At 73.2% G+C, this 15,314-nt stretch carries 16 protein-coding genes and 1 pseudogene; 7 read left to right on the plus strand and 10 right to left on the minus strand.

All coding sequences use genetic code 11. The features are described 5' to 3' along the window. Window positions 1-358 precede the first annotated feature (358 nt). The 4 genes from ACEPPI_RS03205 to ACEPPI_RS03220 all read right to left on the minus strand — a co-directional run bounded on the left by ACEPPI_RS03205 (window position 359) and on the right by ACEPPI_RS03220 (window position 5,623). Complete coding sequence (locus tag ACEPPI_RS03205; protein WP_373913721.1) at window positions 359-1,747, minus strand: O-antigen ligase family protein; 1,389 nt, start codon at window positions 1,745-1,747, stop codon at window positions 359-361. Window positions 1,748-1,750: 3 nt separating this feature from the next. Further along, complete coding sequence (locus ACEPPI_RS03210; protein WP_373913722.1) at window positions 1,751-3,289, minus strand: exopolysaccharide biosynthesis polyprenyl glycosylphosphotransferase; 1,539 nt, start codon at window positions 3,287-3,289, stop codon at window positions 1,751-1,753. After that, the gene (locus ACEPPI_RS03215) at window positions 3,286-4,443 is read right to left on the minus strand and encodes a glycosyltransferase (RefSeq protein WP_373913723.1); all 1,158 of its coding nucleotides are present in this window, start codon (window positions 4,441-4,443) and stop codon (window positions 3,286-3,288) included. Before ACEPPI_RS03215 ends, ACEPPI_RS03210 begins: the two co-directional genes overlap by 4 nt. A 64-nt stretch (window positions 4,444-4,507) precedes the next feature. After that, window positions 4,508-5,623 carry a DUF3344 domain-containing protein gene (locus ACEPPI_RS03220; protein WP_373913724.1) on the minus strand — a complete coding sequence of 372 codons (1,116 nt, stop codon included), beginning with the start codon at window positions 5,621-5,623 and terminating at the stop codon, window positions 4,508-4,510. Between the two features lie 175 nt (window positions 5,624-5,798). On the opposite strand from ACEPPI_RS03220, the gene ACEPPI_RS03225 reads away from it, so the two are divergent. The 5 genes from ACEPPI_RS03225 to ACEPPI_RS03245 all read left to right on the plus strand — a co-directional run bounded on the left by ACEPPI_RS03225 (window position 5,799) and on the right by ACEPPI_RS03245 (window position 8,933). Next, window positions 5,799-6,002: a hypothetical protein gene (locus tag ACEPPI_RS03225; protein ID WP_373913725.1), complete on the plus strand. Its 204-nt coding sequence runs from the start codon at window positions 5,799-5,801 to the stop codon at window positions 6,000-6,002. A 118-nt stretch (window positions 6,003-6,120) separates the two neighbouring features. Then, entirely contained in the window at window positions 6,121-6,531 is a 411-nt protein-coding gene (locus ACEPPI_RS03230; RefSeq protein WP_373913726.1) for a rodlin, read from the plus strand. 239 nt (window positions 6,532-6,770) lie between these two features. Beyond that, window positions 6,771-7,004 carry a chaplin gene (locus tag ACEPPI_RS03235; protein WP_030238840.1) on the plus strand — a complete coding sequence of 78 codons (234 nt, stop codon included), beginning with the start codon at window positions 6,771-6,773 and terminating at the stop codon, window positions 7,002-7,004. Window positions 7,005-7,124: 120 nt separating this feature from the next. After that, complete coding sequence (locus ACEPPI_RS03240) at window positions 7,125-8,393, plus strand: chaplin (RefSeq protein WP_373913727.1); 1,269 nt, start codon at window positions 7,125-7,127, stop codon at window positions 8,391-8,393. A gap of 195 nt (window positions 8,394-8,588) precedes the next feature. Next, window positions 8,589-8,933, plus strand: a complete 345-nt coding sequence (locus ACEPPI_RS03245; protein ID WP_373913728.1) for a hypothetical protein — start codon at window positions 8,589-8,591, stop codon at window positions 8,931-8,933. Window positions 8,934-9,017: 84 nt separating this feature from the next. Here the strand turns inward: ACEPPI_RS03245 and ACEPPI_RS03250 are convergent, their stop codons facing one another. Continuing rightward, on the minus strand, window positions 9,018-9,260 hold the full coding sequence (locus ACEPPI_RS03250) for a chaplin (RefSeq protein WP_365626473.1): 243 nt from the start codon (window positions 9,258-9,260) through the stop codon (window positions 9,018-9,020). 156 nt (window positions 9,261-9,416) lie between these two features. After that, window positions 9,417-9,887, minus strand: a complete 471-nt coding sequence (locus tag ACEPPI_RS03255; protein WP_373913729.1) for a hypothetical protein — start codon at window positions 9,885-9,887, stop codon at window positions 9,417-9,419. A 281-nt stretch (window positions 9,888-10,168) separates the two neighbouring features. Here ACEPPI_RS03255 and ACEPPI_RS03260 point away from each other — a divergent pair, with 281 nt between their 5' ends. Next, window positions 10,169-10,579, plus strand: a complete 411-nt coding sequence (locus tag ACEPPI_RS03260) for a rodlin (RefSeq protein ID WP_373913730.1) — start codon at window positions 10,169-10,171, stop codon at window positions 10,577-10,579. Window positions 10,580-10,684: 105 nt separating this feature from the next. Here ACEPPI_RS03260 and ACEPPI_RS03265 read toward each other — a convergent pair whose 3' ends face one another. After that, window positions 10,685-11,326, minus strand: a complete 642-nt coding sequence (locus tag ACEPPI_RS03265) for a vitamin K epoxide reductase family protein (RefSeq protein WP_373913731.1) — start codon at window positions 11,324-11,326, stop codon at window positions 10,685-10,687. 192 nt (window positions 11,327-11,518) lie between these two features. Between ACEPPI_RS03265 and ACEPPI_RS03270 the strand changes: the two genes are divergently transcribed. After that, window positions 11,519-12,292, plus strand: a complete 774-nt coding sequence (locus tag ACEPPI_RS03270) for a DUF6227 family protein (protein WP_373913732.1) — start codon at window positions 11,519-11,521, stop codon at window positions 12,290-12,292. Window positions 12,293-12,343: 51 nt separating this feature from the next. Here ACEPPI_RS03270 and ACEPPI_RS03275 read toward each other — a convergent pair. The 3 genes and pseudogenes from ACEPPI_RS03275 to ACEPPI_RS03285 form a co-directional block, all read right to left on the minus strand. Then, window positions 12,344-12,822, minus strand: a pseudogene (locus ACEPPI_RS03275) (PfkB family carbohydrate kinase); the annotation flags it as partial. After that, complete coding sequence (locus ACEPPI_RS03280; protein WP_373913733.1) at window positions 12,819-13,586, minus strand: DeoR/GlpR family DNA-binding transcription regulator; 768 nt, start codon at window positions 13,584-13,586, stop codon at window positions 12,819-12,821. The pseudogene ACEPPI_RS03275 and the gene ACEPPI_RS03280, both read right to left, overlap by 4 nt. A gap of 132 nt (window positions 13,587-13,718) precedes the next feature. Then, window positions 13,719-15,296, minus strand: a complete 1,578-nt coding sequence (locus tag ACEPPI_RS03285) for an MFS transporter (RefSeq protein ID WP_373913734.1) — start codon at window positions 15,294-15,296, stop codon at window positions 13,719-13,721. Window positions 15,297-15,314 lie beyond the last annotated feature (18 nt).

The raw sequence follows: 15,314 nt of genomic DNA on the forward strand, positions 1-15,314 counted from the left end.
GGGGGGGGGGGGGGGGGGGGGGGGGGGGGGGGGGGGGGGGGGGGGGGGGGGGGGGGGGGGGGGGGGGGGGGGGGGGGGGGGGGGGGGGGGGGGGGGGGGGGGGGGGGGGGCGCGCGCGCCCCCCCCGCGGCCCCTGCGGAGGAACTGGTTCCGGCGGATCCCGGGGATCCGGGAGAACCGGCGGATCCGACGGGCCCGGGCGCACCGGCGCGCCCGGAGGAACCGGCAGGGACCGCGGACCCGGTGGCGCCGGTGGAGCCGGTGGAGCCGTGTGGCGGGGCCGGGTGCGGCGGACGGCCCGCGGGCGCGGCGACCTCGGTCGCCGCGGCCGCGGGCCGCCGCCAGGGAGTCGTGTCGGTCACCGGGCCGCCGGTCCCTCAAGGGCCCTGCCGCCCGGAACACCCGGAATGCCCGGACCGCCCGCGCCCCCGGGCGACGGCAGCGCCCACCAGGCCGCCAGGCCGATGATCACTCCGGTGAGCACGGTGGACGGGCCTCCGATGTCCGCGTACAGGAAGTCCGTCAGCTGCCACACCAGGAGGCCGAGCGCGATCAGCCCGCAGTCGCGGATCCCCCGCGCCGGGCGGTCGGCGGCGTACCGGCGCAGGCCCGCGACGAGGAGCGCCGCCCAGCCGCCCGCCAGGGCGAGCAGTCCGGTCAGGCCCTGTTCGCCGAGGATGAGGAGGTACATGTTGTGCGGGGACAGCAGCGGCTGCTTGATGAACCCCTGGCCCGCGCCGGCGGTGTCGCTGCCGGAGGACAGGCCGAGCGAGGAGTGGCCGTCCCGGTGGGCGGGGAAGCCCTTGAGCCCCACCCCCACCGCCGGCCGCTCCCGCCACATCGCCACGGCGGCGGCCCACATCGTGTAGCGGTCGGTGACCGACTGGTCGGGCGCGCTCGACACCTGGGTGATGGAGGTCAGCCGCTCCGCGACCATCTCGGAGCCGACGCCGAGCCCGCCGACCAGCACCACGCCCAGCGCGGTCAGCGCGGTCAGCACCGTCAGTGCCCGCCGGATGCCGGCCAGGCCCATCACCAGCAGCGCGGCCCCCGCAGTGGCGATCCAGGCGCCCCGGCTGAAGGACAGCACCAGCGGCACGACCAGGACCAGCGCGCAGCCCCCGGCGATCCTGCGGACCCTGGCCGGGAGGCCGGGCGCGAGGGCGGCGGCGGTGGCCGCGATCAGCCCGTACGCGACGACGGTGGCCATGCCCATGACGTCGCCGGGGCCGAAGGTGCCCACGGCCCTGATGTCCTCGCCCTGGTAGGAGGCGCCGGTGTGGGTCGCGAACTGCGCGACGCCGACGGCGCCCTGGACGAGGGCCAGCACCACGAAGCACCCGGCGGCGAGCCGGAATTCGCGGGCGTCGCGCACCAGCAGCACCACGGCCGCCGGGACGAGCACGAAGACCTGGAGGTAGCGCACGAACCCGGGCAGGGCGGCGTACGGGTCCCCGGCGGTCATGGTGGAGACGGCAAGCCCGACGCCCGGGGCCCCGAGGACGAGCACGCCCAGCGGGGTCAGCGTCCGTACCCGGCCCCGCAGGGCCTGTACGGCGCAGACGAGGGCGAGCAGCAGCGAAGCGGCGTCGGCGGGGCCGACCTTCCCGGAGGCGGTGGCGTCCCCTGCGGGGAGCGGGGCGAGGAGGAACAGGACGGTCGCGGCCAGCGGCAGCAGCGGCCAGTGGCGGCGCAGCGGGCCGGCCAGGTCCGTGATCCGGGCGGGCCCGGCGGTGGCGAGGCTCATCGGTCAGCTCCCTCCCAGCCGGAAGCGGAAGAAGGAGGCCGCGGTGCGCGCCAGGATCCACAGGTCCTGCCACAGCGACCAGGTGTCGATGTAGTGGTTGTCGAAGCGGGCCCGGTCCTCGATGGAGGTGTCCCCGCGCAGTCCGTTGATCTGGGCGAGTCCGGTGATCCCGACGGGCATCCGGTGGCGGGCCTCGTAGCCGGGGTGGACGCTGCTGAACTTGGCGACGAAGAAGGGCCGTTCGGGGCGGGGACCGACCAGGCTCATGTCACCCCGTACGACGTTCCACAGTTGCGGCAGTTCGTCCAGGGAGGACTTGCGCAGGAAGGAGCCGACGGGGCTCATCCGGCGGTCGCCGGCGACGGTCCAGCGGGTGGCGGACTCGTGCTCGTCGGCGCGCAGGGTGCGGAACTTCAGCAGGGTGAAGGGGCGTCCGTAGAGGCCGACCCGTTCCTGGTGGAAGATCACCCCGGGTCCGTCGGAGAGCCGTACGGCCAGCGCGCAGGCGCCCATGACGGGGGCGGCGGCGAGGAGGGCGAGGGCGGCGAGGAGGGAGTCGATGGCCCGCTTCGCGGTGCGTTCGGCGGTCCGGGCGGGGCGCGGCAGCAGCGGCTGTACGGCGTACCCCCACAGCTGGTCGGCGGGCTGCGCGACGCGCATGCCGGTGACCTTGGCGGTACCTGCGGGGTCGGCGAGCCAGAGCCGGCAGCCGTGGTCGTGGAAGAGGCGGACCAGGGAGGCGGTGCGTTCGTCGGCTTCGGGGGGCCGGGTGAACACGGCGTGTCGGACGGAGTTCTGGATGACGGCGCGCCGGACGTCCTCGTGGGTGGCGAGTACGGGGAGCTGGCCGCGTTCCCCGTCGGCGGGTGCGGCGGTGTCGGCGATGCCCACGGGCCGCAGTCCGTACTCGGGGCGTCCGTGCAGTGCGGCGGCTACGGCGCCCGCCCCGTCCCCGGGGCCGACGACGAGGGTGGAGACGGGGTGGCGCAGGGCCGAGCGGCGGCGGAGCGCGTGGACGGTGCCGCGGCCGGCGCAGACCAGGAGGGTCTGGAGGGCGACGGCGCCCAGGAGGGTGCTCCAGCCGAGGGACTGCCGCGGCCCGGTGGTGGCGAGGACGGCGGCGGCCCCGCACCACAGCACGGCGGCCCGCCCGGCCAGCGCGGGCAGTTCGAGCAGGGCGGAGGGGGTGAGCCGGGGCCGGTAGAGGCCGCCCTGCGCGTGCAGGGCGGCGAGGAGGACGAGGAGCAGGACGATGCAGGGGCCGGTGGCCGACGGCGGCAGGACGTCCGCGGGCAGGGTGGCCGCGGTGACGGCGACGGCCAGGGCGTCGGCGGTCACCAGCGCGGCGGCGCCGTCGCGGCGGATGGTCCGCCGGGGCCGGACGGCGGGCCGGGCCCGGTCGGTCCGGGGTCCGCGCGGGGGGTGGATCGCGGGCACGGTGCGGCGGGCTTCCGCGGGTGGCGCGGGCGCGAAGGCGCCGCCGCCGGCGGGCGCCGTGGCGCCCTGCCCCGTGTGCCGGGCGGGTGCGCTGTCCATCGTCATCGGCTGACGCTCTCCTGGTTCAAGGGCCGGGGCCTGCCAAGCAGTTCGTGGTACAGGCCGGTGACCGCGTCCGTGGTCCGCCGCACGTCGAACTCCGTCCGGGCGTACTGCTGGGCCTGCTCCCCGAGTTCGGTGAGCAGCCGCGGCTCGGTGAGCAGCCGTCCCAGGGCCTTGGCCAGCGCCGTCGGGTCCTCCGGCGGTACCAGGCAGTGCCGTCCCTGGCCGGGCGGCAGGCTCTCCCGGGCACCGCTGACGTCGGAGACCAGGACCGGGCGGCCGCAGGCCATGGCTTCGAGCGGGGCGAGCGCCATGCCTTCCCACCGCGACGGCAGTACAACGAGATCGGCGGCCCGAAGCCACGGGCGGATGTCGGCGGCGGCCCCCGCGAAGTGCACGCCGGGCGGCGCGGCGCGGCGCAGCCGTTCGGCGTCGGGGCCGTCGCCGACGAGGGCGAGGCGGGCGCCGGGGACGTTGCCCAGCAGTTCGGGCCAGGCGCGCAGCAGGACGTCCTGGCCCTTCTGGGGGCAGAGCCGGCCGACGCAGACGGCGAGCGGCCCGTCGCCGGTGAGGCCGGCGGGCAGCGGGAGGGCGGCCCGTGCCTCGGCGCGTTCGCGGTCCGGGTCGCGGTGGGCGGGGCGGAAGCGGTCGAGGTCGACGCCGTTGCGGATGACGGACCAGCGGGCGGTGACGCCTTCGGATTCCCCGGCCCGGCGTTCGGACTCGCTGACGCAGAGCACCCGGTCGGCCCAGCGGGCTGCGGTCCGTTCCCAGCGCAGCGCGAGGGCGGCGGTGGCGCCGCCGACGGCGTCGAAGGACCAGGCGTGCGGCTGGAACACGGTGGGTACGCGGCCTCGTACGGCGATCCGCCCGGCCAGTCCCGCCTTGGCGCTGTGGAGGTGCAGCAGGTCGGGGCGGACGTGGCGGATCAGCCTGGCGGCGCCGAGCACTTCGGCGGGCAGGCCGGGGCCCGGGGAGCGCCCGGCGTGCCAGGTGAGCACCTCGGCGCCGGCGGCGCGGGCGTCGTCGGTGAGCCGCCCGCCGCGCGGGCAGCCGACGAGCACCCGCAGTCCGGCGGCGGCCTGGGCCCGTACGAGGTCGGTGACGACCCGGGCGACTCCGCCGTCGACGGGCTGCACGAGGTGCAGGACGGTCAAGGGCTCCGGGGCGGGTGTGGGGGCTGGTGAGGACTGTTTCCGCACGGGAAGTGGTCTCCTGCGTTCAGCGGCGCGCGTCTGTCTGAACGAAGAGCACACCGAGGAATTGACCCTGACTTTCGCCCGTGAACCTGAAGTTCAGGGTGTGGGCGCCCCCGGACAGGGCGGGGCTCAGATCGAACACGTCCGCGTCATATCCGAGGTTATTCATATGTTCGGGCTGTCGCACGAACGAGGGACGTCCGAATTCTGTGATAGTAGAATTCATCACATCATTGAAAGGGTTTTCGGCATCGCTGATGCTGATCCGGCGGCCACTGTCGGCGGTCACCGTGAGCGAGTCCCCGAGGGTCCCGCGGTCCCCGTCGTACGCCACCACCCCGGCGCGTCCCGCAGCCCCGGCCGGCACGTTCAGCCCCGCGATCTCCACGGTCTCCCCGGCGGCCTCCCCGGCGCCGGCGGCCAGCGACTCGAAGCCGTCCCACAGGGAGATCCGGCGCAGCGGCTCCTGGGGGTGCTCGTACGCCACGACCAGGGTCCAGCCGCCCCAGGCACCCACTTCGGAGTGCCCCATGGCGATGTTGAGCTGGGCCACCGTCCACAGGCCGGCGCCGCCCTTGCGCACCATCGGGGTCACGTCGGCGGAGGCCTGATAGGCGTCGCTGCCCGCGTCGGTGTGGTGGCCGACCACGGTGTCGGCGAGCACCGCCTTGTAGGCGCCGCCCGGTTCGGCGACCAGCACCCGGCCGTTGTCCTCGGGCGGCTTCTGCTCGCCCACGCGCAGGTTCCCGCCCCAGTACAGCCGGGCGTACGAGACCTTCGCGCCCTGCGGCACCTTGAGTTCGGCCCGGGTGGAGTTGTAGGTGTCGGGGTCCTTGTCGACCTCGTCGTAGAACATCTCGAAGTCGCCGTTGACCCCGGCCGCCCCCTTCTGCACCTCCGGGCACGGCTCGGCCTGGGGGGACTCGGCCGAGCGGCAGCTGATCGAGGAGTTGGAAGCCCGGACCAGGCCGCCGTGCTGGACCGCCTGGTAACGCTGCGTGAAGGGGATCCGGGGTGATTCGCGGACGGCGGCGGAAGGGGCCGGGGGCGCGGCGGCCTCCGCCACGGGGACGAGTGCGGAAAGCGTGAGGCAGGACAGCAGGCCGACTGTGCCGAGGATTCTGCGGGAGGAACCCATGACGCCTGTCTCCATTTTCGATCAAGGGGACAAAACAGAAGTGCACTTTGTCAGAAATCAGGCGGGAAATCACGCCGGACTCGCTCATACGGCCTTTTGGGCGATGAATCGCACCCTCGTGTCGGGCGGGTCGTTATGGGTTGCACCATTGTTCGAACCGAAAGGAAAAGCGGGGATGGGGAAGGGACCGGTGCGCGGCACCACCACGGCCGTCGCGAGCGGCGCCACGCAGCCGGCCGCCGCGAGCGCCGCGACGCCGCCGGGCGGCGCGGGCCTCCCCTGCGCGCGCGGCGGGGACGGGGCGACCGCGCGCGGCGGCACCGTCAACGCGACCGCCCTGCTCAACCCCCCGTTCGGCGACACCCGCGTGAACGCCTGAGCGTCAACCGTGCCGTCCGAAACGGCGGCATCCGAGTGAAGTCACGCAACCCGGGCCGGGGGCGGGCCGTTGATCCGGGTGCTCCTGTACCGGGCAATCCTGCAAAAAAGGGACGATAATGATCAAGAAGTTTGTGGCCGGCGCAGCGGTTGCCGCCTCCGTCGTGGGTCTCGGTGCCGCCATGGCCCCGCAGGCGATGGCCATCGGGAACGACAACGGCATCAACACCGTGAACGGCAACAACTCCGCGCAGATCTATGGCAATCAGGCCACCTACGGCAACATGAGCCCGCAGATGGCGCTGATCCAGGGCTCCTTCAACAAGCCCTGCATCGCCCTGCCGGCCAAGGCCAACGTCCAGTCGGTGCTGGCCCTCCTCAACGTCGGTGTCCAGGACATCCCGGTCCTGTCCAGCCCGCAGAACCAGCAGTGCACCGAGAACTCCACCCAGGCCAAGGGCGACGAGGCCCTCTCGCACATCCTGGACAACATCCCGGTCCTCTCCGGCAACGCCTCCGCCGGCAGCTGACCGCACCCAGCGCCCCGCGCCAGCGAGGCCGCCGCACCCTCGGGGCGCGGCGGCCTCGCCGCATGTCGGGACCGCGCCAATTCCACCACCGCAAATGGGGGCGGGAATTGCACGGACGAGCGGCCGGACCATCGGAGTGAATTCGTCCACACCCTCCGGAAAATCCCGGTTTCTTTTCCCCCGGCCGCTCGTTGTTATTTGTGCAGCGGATACACCTCTGCGGGAAGGATTGAAATCAAATGACCTACAAGAAGGCAGTCGTCCTGGCCGCCGGCATCCTGATGGCCGCCGGTGCCGCCGCCCCCGCCATGGCTGACGCGGGTGCCGCGGGCCAGGCCGTCGGCTCCCCGGGCGTCCTGTCCGGCAACCTCGTGCAGGTCCCGGTGCACGTCCCGGTGAACGTCTGCGGCAACACCGTCAACGTGATCGCGCTGCTGAACCCCGCGTTCGGCAACACCTGCGTCAACGCCTGACGCAGCGCCTGTGCCCACCAGGGCAGACCTCCTCGGGTGGCCTCGGAGTGCACGGCGGTGCACTCCGAGGCCGTCTTCGATTGAGCACCGGCCCCCGCGCCGGTAGACAGGGAAAGACCCATGCGACAGGTACTGAGCCGACAGGTACTCGGCAAGGGGGTGCTCACGGCGGCGGCCGCCTCCAGCCTGCTGTCGATCGCGGCCGGCGCGGCCTACGCGCATCCCGGGGCGATGTCCGAGGCCTCTCATTCGCCGGGCGTGCTGTCCGGCAACAGCGTCTCGGTACCGATCACGTTCGCGCCCAACGTGTGCGGCAACAGCGTGGACGGGGGTGCGGCGCTCAACCCCGCGATGGGGAACACCTGCGTCAACACGACCGGCTCCGACGCCGGCCACGACTACGAGCGCTACCTGAGCCCCGAGAGCTCCGCGGCCCTGGAGCGCTACCTCGACGAGCGCGACGAGCGCGAGCAGCACCGGGGCGGCCGGCACGCCCTGCCCGCGCAGCGCCAGGACGAGGAACGCGGCTACGGGGGCGGCGGCCACGAGGAGCCCCGCTCCCACGCCCCCCGGCACGCGGCACCCCGCCCGCAGCAGGACCCGCACGAGGACCGGGGCGGCTACGGCGGCCCCGGTGACGGGGACCGGGGCCCCCAGGGCGAGGAGGAGTGCGACGACCACCCCCCGCAGCCCGCGCCGCACGCCGGACACCCCGCGCCCCACCCGGCCCCGCCCGCCCCCGCCCCGCACCACCCGCAGCCCAAGCCCCTGCCGAAGCCCCAGCCCCAGTCGCACCCGCACCCCGCGCCCCACCCGGCGCCGGTCGCGGAACACCCGGCCCCGGCCCCGCACGTCCCGGCAGCGCAGGCACCCGCCCCGCAGCCGGAGGAGCAGCCGGAGGAGCAGCCGCACACCCTCCCCGCACCCGTACCGGCCCCGGAGGCTCCCCGGCCTCCGCACCCGGTGCAGCAGCCCGAGGAGCAGCCCCACACCCTCCCCGCGCCCGTCCCGGCGCCGGCCCCCGCACCGCCCGCCGCGCGGGAGGAGGCACCCGCTCCCCGGCCGCCGCACGGCAGCCTGCCCGTGGAGCGCCCCGCGCCCGCCCCCGTACCGGTTCCGGAGGCCGTGCCCGCGGCCGACCAGCCTCCGGCGGCCCCCGCCGGTGACGTCCCGGTGCACCTGCCCCCGGTGCCGGCTCCCGTCCCCGCGCCGGCTCCCCCCGTGACGGCCGCCCCCGCGCCGGTCCCGGCGACGGCTCCGGCACCCGCCCTCGCGACGGCCCCGGAGCTGGCCGCGACCGGGGCCGGCCAGGCCGGAGCCGCGGCGGCCCTCGCCGCGGCCCTGGTCCTCGGCGGCGCGATCCTGTACCGGCGGTCCCGGATCGCCTGACCGGGAATACCGGTAATCAGAAGAATCGCAGGAATCGCAAGAAATAGCGGCCGGAGAATCCCTTGACGGATTCTCCGGCCGCTGCCGTGTGCCCGGTCCGCGTTTCCGCGGCGGCGGGTAATCGTTACCCAGGGCGAAAGCGGCGCGACGGGCGCCGCCGATGCCTCCGCCCCCGAAAAGAAGAGGATTTCGATAATGAAGCTCTCCCAGGTCGCCGCTGTCGTCGTCGGCTCCGTCGCCGCCCTCGGCGCCGCGACCCCCGCCTTCGCCGCCGACGCGCCGGCCTCCATGCCCCCCATGAGCGCGACGGGCGGGCTGACCGAGGTGCTGAACGCCGCGGGTCCCGTCACCGAGTCGCTCCCCCAGACGGTGGGCAACGGTCTGGCCGAGCAGGGTCAGACGGTCGACAAGGCCGTCGACACCGTGCAGAAGGTCAACACCATCCGCAACAACGCCCCCGGCGAGGTCCTCGGTCTGGCGAACGGCGCCACCCAGGCGTCCCCGCTGCTCGGCGGGGTGAAGCTCAACGGCGGTCAGTGAACCGGCCCCGGACATGACCGTGGGCGCCCCCGGCGAGGCCGGGGGCGCCCACGGTCACGTGGTGCCGACTGGGACGTACGTACGTCAGTCGTTGACGCAGACGTTGCCGAACGCGGGGTTCAGCAGGCCGATGACGTTCACGGAGTTGCCGCAGACGTTGACCGGAACGTGGACCGGGACCTGGGCCAGGTTGCCCGAGAGAACACCGGGGGAACCCACGGCCGCGCCTTCGGCCGAGGAGTCGGCGGACGCGGCGCCCGCGGCACCCGCAACGGCGAGACCGGCGGAGGCCAGGGCCACGGCGGCCTTCTTGGCAGCAGAGTTCATGGGAAGTGCACCTTCTCTTCGATGTCCTGCCCCGATCCCGGGGCTCACACCGAGCGAAACGGTCCACCACCCGAGACGACACGGTTCCGGGCCGGATCTGACCTGTTCAGCCCAATAGTCGTAACCATCGGACCCGGAACCCGCCGTCCACGCAGGCTAGTTGCGCAGGGGAATGTCCGGAATCGTCGGGATTGACGGGATCGCGGGAACCAGGGCGTCCACCGGCGGGACGGCCGGAGTCGACGGCAGGGCCGGAACCGTGACCGGGAGCCTGGGGAGCTCGATCGGCGGGAGCTTGAGGTCCGGCAGACCCGGGATGGCCGGCAGGGCGGGCAGTTTCGGCAGCTGGATCGACGGCAGGTTCACCCCGGCGGGCAGCAGGCCCGTAAGGGACTTGAGGAGGTCCTCCAGCGTCTTGGCGAGGCCTGCGAGCAGGTCGTCGACCGGGCCCGCCGCGACCCGCTCCTCGATCCTCTCCACCTGCCGCCGCACGGAAGCCACCCGTTCGGTGACGGTGGCACCGGAACCGTCCGCGGCGCCCGCGGGGGCGGCCGCGCCGGACAGTATGACGACCGCGAGGGCCGACGGGACGAGGACGCGGGCGCGGGACGGCTTGGTGCGGTGCATGAGGTTTCCTTCTGTGGTCGCACAAAAGCGGAACAAATTGATCCACTCCTTCACCCACCGTGCGAACACCTCGTACGGAGCGCAACCGCATCGTGAGCGCGCGGCCGGCGCCAGGGGCTGCGTACGGGCTTCGCGCAGGCGTCCGGAGCGACCTCACCCGGGTTGGGGAAAAAGCGCCGCGCGAACGGGCCGATTGAGTGAAGGGGCGGAACCAACCCCCCGGCTGGCCAGTTGACCAGGGCGCTCCACACGTGGGCACTCGTGCGAAAGAAGGACCAGTGATGTTCAAGAAGATCATGACCGCCGCCGCGGTCTCCGCCGTCGCCGTCGGGGCGGGCGCGGCCCTCGCGACCCCGGCCATGGCCATCGGCAACGACAACGGGATCAACACCGTCAACGGCAACGGCGCCTCCCAGATCTACGGCAACCAGAAGACCGAGGGCGACCTGAGCCCGCAGCTCGGCCTGGTCCAGGGCAGCCTGAACAAGCCCTGCATCGCCCTGCCCGCCAAGGTCAACGCCCAGTCGCTGGTGGCCCTGCTCAACATCGGCGTCCAGGACATCAACGTCCTGTCCAACCCGCAGAACCAGCAGTGCACCGAGAACTCCACCCAGGCCAAGGGCGACGAGCCGCTCTCGCACATCCTGGACAACATCCCGGTCCTCTCCGGCAACGGCTCCATCGGCAGCTGATTCCCGCTCTCCCTCCCGGTCAGGGCCACGGCGCCCGTGGAGCGAAGTGACGGGGCCCCGGCGGCGTCCGGCCGCCGGGGCCCCCGCACGTGCGCGGCCGCCGGGTCAGCCGGTCCAGAAGTCCCACCACCGGGTGAGGACCAGCATGCCGATCACACCCAGGTGCAGCGCGGGCGGCGCCCAGCCGAAGTCGGCGAAGAAGGTCCGCAGCGGGCCCGGGGCGGGCAGGATCCCCGTACGGACGGTGTACGCCGTGACCGCCCAGAACATCAGCAGCGTCGCCGTCCAGGCCAGGCAGCACCACAGGCACAGGGCGTTGATCTCGTAGAGCGACTGCACCATCAGCCAGGCGCAGAAGCCGGTGCCGAAGAGGGAGCCGGCGTTCAGTCCCAGCCAGAACCAGCCCCGGTAGCGGGCCCCGGCCAGCAGGCCCGCGGCCGCGCAGACCACGACGGCGTAGCAGGCCAGCCCGAGCATCGGGTTGGGGAAGCCGAACGCGGCGGCCTGCTCGCTCTTCATCACGCTGCCGCAGGAGACCACCGGGTTGAGGCTGCACGCCGGCTTGAAGTCCGGGTCCTCCAGCAGGAGGAACTTGTCGAGGGTGATCACCCAGGAGGCCAGCAGTCCGGCGGCCCCGGTGACGGCCAGCAGCCAGGCCAACGTCTTTGACGGCGGGGCCGGTTCGCCCTCGGGGCGGTTGCCGGAGCGGCGCTGCTGGCGCGGGACGCTCACTGTATTCGTTGCCATGCCGCCCATATTCCCCCCATTAACCACATAACGGCGCCAACCCTGCCCAAACGTGCGCAAGTTGACCTGAAGGTGTGGTGGGAACCCCTGATACTTCCCGGACGTTTTACCGAACCCCGGACGTGATGTCAGCGCCAGGGGCTACGTTGTGCTTCCGCGAAGTGACAAGCTGCGACGGCCTGGAGACCCACCTTGAGCGATCCGTACGAGACAACCGAGGCGCACCTCGAGCGACTCCTGGGCCGCGCCCTCAACTCCTTCGACCTCCCGGACCCGCTGGTCGAGCGCCTGGGGGCGGCGCTCGCCCACAGCTCTTCGCTGTACACCACGCACCACAGCCCCTCGGCGGGGCTGTGGCGGGAGACCCACCGGCACACCTACCTGCTGCCCGACGGCGCCGCCGTCTCCCTCTGGGAGCTCGCCTACCGGCTGAAGGGCGACCGCGGCACCCGGTGCGAGGTGTACGCGGGCAAGGACGAACTCCGGCTCGCCGTGGCACGGATCTTCGGTGAGACCCCGTCGGACGCCGTGCTGTCACCGCTCGGGGACCGCGGGGACGAGGACGGCCTCGACGGCGATCTGGCGCTCCTAGGAGCCCTGTTCGCCGCTTCGGCGCCGAGGGAGCGGCACCGCGAGTACACGGTGGAGCAGTCCGCGGACCACGCCCGCCGGGTGCTGCGCCGGGCGGAGAACGCCGACCGCCCCGGGGAGCGGGTGGCGGCACTGCTGCGCTCGGCCTACGCGCACCAGATCACCCAGGCGTTCGGCGGCCGACGGTGCCTGGCCGACGGCCGGGACGCCGGTTTCAGCCTGTACGAGCACTCCTTCGTGCTGCTCGACGGGACGGAGCTCAGCCTGTGGGAGGTCGAGCACACGGCCACGCCGGACGGCCGCCACATGTGCGAGGTCTACGAGAGCGAGGCCGCCGCGCGCGGGGCGATGAAGATGCGGACCCGGGTCCGTTAGCCCCGGGCCGGACTCCCCCGCCTCCGCTCGGGCTTCCGTCGTCGGCCAGGCGTCGGTCAGGGGGAGGTCCAGCGGCGGGTCGGCGGTGACGCGGACCGCGTCCGGGCGCAGGTCCGCGGGCGTCGGCATGGCGCTGCCCGGCAGCTGGACGGCGGCCGCCCCGTGGGCCAGCGCCGAGGCGAGGGCGGCCGGGCCCGCGCCTCCCGCGATCAGGAATCCGTGATCTTCGTGAGGGTGCCGTCGGGTTCGGCGACCGCGATGTTCGACCGGGTCCTTCCGGCGATGGAGACGGCGGTGACGTCCACGCCCTGTGCGCCGAGGAGTTCGGCGAGCAGGGCGCCGGAGGCGCCGCCGAGCGGGAGGACGGCGGTGGCGTGCACGCCGGCCGCCGCGACGGCCCGTGCGACGTTGACCCCCTTGCCGCCGGGGTCGACGCGGTCCCCGGCGGTGCGGTGCACCTCGCCCCGGACGAGTGCAGGCACTTCGCAGGTCCGGTCGAGGGAGGGGTTGGGGGTGACGGTGAGGATCATACGAGCACGACTTCCGTACCGGCGGCCTCGATCAGGGCCTGGTGGGCCGGGTCGAGCCCGGTGTCGGTGATGAGGACGTCGACGTCCGCGAAGGAGCCGAAGCGGGAGAAGCGTTCCTGGCCGGCCTTGGCGGAGTCGGCGAGGAGCACCACGCGGCGGGCGGCGGCGATCGCGGCGCGTTTGACGGCGGCCTCGGCGGGGTCGGGGGTGGTCAGGCCGACCTCGGCGGTGAAGCCGTTGGTCGCGAGGAAGAGGACGTCGGCGCGGATTTCGGAGTAGGCGCGCAGGGCCCAGGCGTCGACGGCCGCGAGGGTGCGGTGGCGGACGCGGCCCCCGACGAGGTGGAGGTCGACGCCGGCGTGGTCGGCGAGTCCGGCGGCCACGGGCAGGGCGTGGGTGACCACGGTGAGCGCGAGCGTCTCCATGCGGGCCATTCCGGCCGCGACCCGGGCGACGGTGCTGCCGGCGTCGAGGATGACGCTGCCGCCGACGGGAAGCCGGGCGAGGGCGGCGGCCGCGATGCGGTCCTTCTCGTCGGGGGCGGCGGTCTCGCGGGAGGTGAGGTCGGGCTCGAAGCCGAGCCGGCCGGCCGGGATGGCCCCGCCGTGCACGCGGCGCAGCAGCCCGGCGCGGTCGAGGGCGGTGAGGTCGCGGCGGACGGTCTCGGAGGTGACCTGGAACCGCCCGGCGAGGGAGAGCACGTCGACCCGTCCGACTTCGCGTGCGAGGCGCAGGATCTCCTGTTGGCGCTCGGGTGCGTACATGTGGGTTTACGTCCGTTCGATGCCCGGTTGTGTGACCTTGGCTCCGACGGTACCCGCATATGGGGGATATGACCAAGCGAAACGGACATGCCCGCCCACGAGGGCGGGCATGTCCGTGCGCGGAGCCGGAGCCTAGGCGGCCGGGGTCGGGGTCGGGGCGACCGCGTCCTCGCCGCCGCTCCCGCTCTCGTACTCGCGCTGCTGGTCGGCCATCGAGACCTGCTTGCGCGGCAGCAGGAACATCACCGCGAAGATCAGGACGAGGACCGCCACGACCCACCACAGGGCGCTGCGGAAGGCCTCGACGTAGGGCGGGCCGTAGATCATGTCGTCGTCGAGCACACCGAAGAAGACGACGGAGGTCAGGCCGAGGCCGAGGGCGTTGCCCATCTGGCCGGTGGTGTTGATCAGGCCGGAGGCCGATCCGGCGTGCTCGCGCGGCACCTGGGAGAGCACGGTGTCGGTCAGCGGCGCCACGATCAGGCCCATGCCCAGGCCCATGACGATCAGCGGGGCCGCCATCTGCCAGGACGCGATGCCCATGCCGTAGTGGTCGGACTCCCAGATGTAGAGGAGCAGGCCGGCGGCCATGAGCAGCGCGCCCGCCTGGAGCACCTTGCGGCCGAAGCGCGGGACGAGCTTCTGGACGGAGATGCCCGCGGCCACCGAGACGGCGATCGAGAAGGGGATGCCGGTGGTGCCCGCGCGCAGGGCGCTCCAGCCGAGGCCCATCTGCATGTAGAGCGTCCAGACGAGGAAGAAGATGCCGGTCGCGATGCCGAAGGTCAGCTGGACGGCGATACCGCCGGCGAAGCTCTTGACCTTGAAGAGGGACAGCTCGACGAGCGGGGAGCCGTCCTTGCGGATCTTGTACTTCTCGTAGAGGACGAACGCGGCGAAGACGACGGGCGCCAGGCCCATGCAGACGAAGCCCCACAGCGGCCAGTCGTTCTCCCGGCCGTGGGTGAGCGGGAAGATCAGCATGACCAGCGCGAGGGTGGCGAGCACGACGCCGACCAGGTCGAGGCGCAGGGCCTTGGGGGCCTTGGACTCGGTGATGAACCTGCGGCCCATGAGGATGGCGGCGATGCCGACGGGCAGGTTGATCAGGAAGATCGGGCGCCATTCGAGGCCGAGGATGTTCCACTCGGTGAGCAGCGCGCCGAGCATCGGGCCCGAGACGGCACCGAGGCCGATGATCGCGCCGAACATGCCGAAGGCCTTGCCCCGCTCGTGCGGCGGGAAGGTGACGTGGATGATCGCCAGGACCTGCGGGACCATCATGGCCGCCATGGCGCCCTGGAGGATGCGGGAGGCGACGAGCATGGAGGGGTCGGCGGCGATGCCGCAGAGCAGCGAGGCGGCCGTGAAGCCGGCGACGCCGAGGAGGAAGAGGCGCTTGCGACCGTAGATGTCGCCGAGACGGCCGCCCGTGATCAGGCCCGCCGCGAAGGCGAGGGCGTACCCGGCGGTGATCCACTGGATCGCGCTGGTGGAGGCGCCGAAGTCCTGGCGCATGCTCGGTATCGCGATGTTGACGATCGTGACGTCGACCAGGTCCATGAAGGCCGCGGTCATCACGATGGCGAGCGCCAGCCAGCGGCGCGGGTCGACGGGGGAGCCTGATGCTTCTGCCGGGGCGGCGTTCCGCTCTTCTCGTACGGGCCCGTTCGTTCTTTCGGGCGATGTCTTGGACGTCTCGGTGCTCATGGAGAGAAACCTAGACGG

It is taken from the genome of Streptomyces sp. AB3(2024) (assembly GCF_041862025.1).
Lineage (GTDB): Bacteria > Actinomycetota > Actinomycetes > Streptomycetales > Streptomycetaceae > Streptomyces.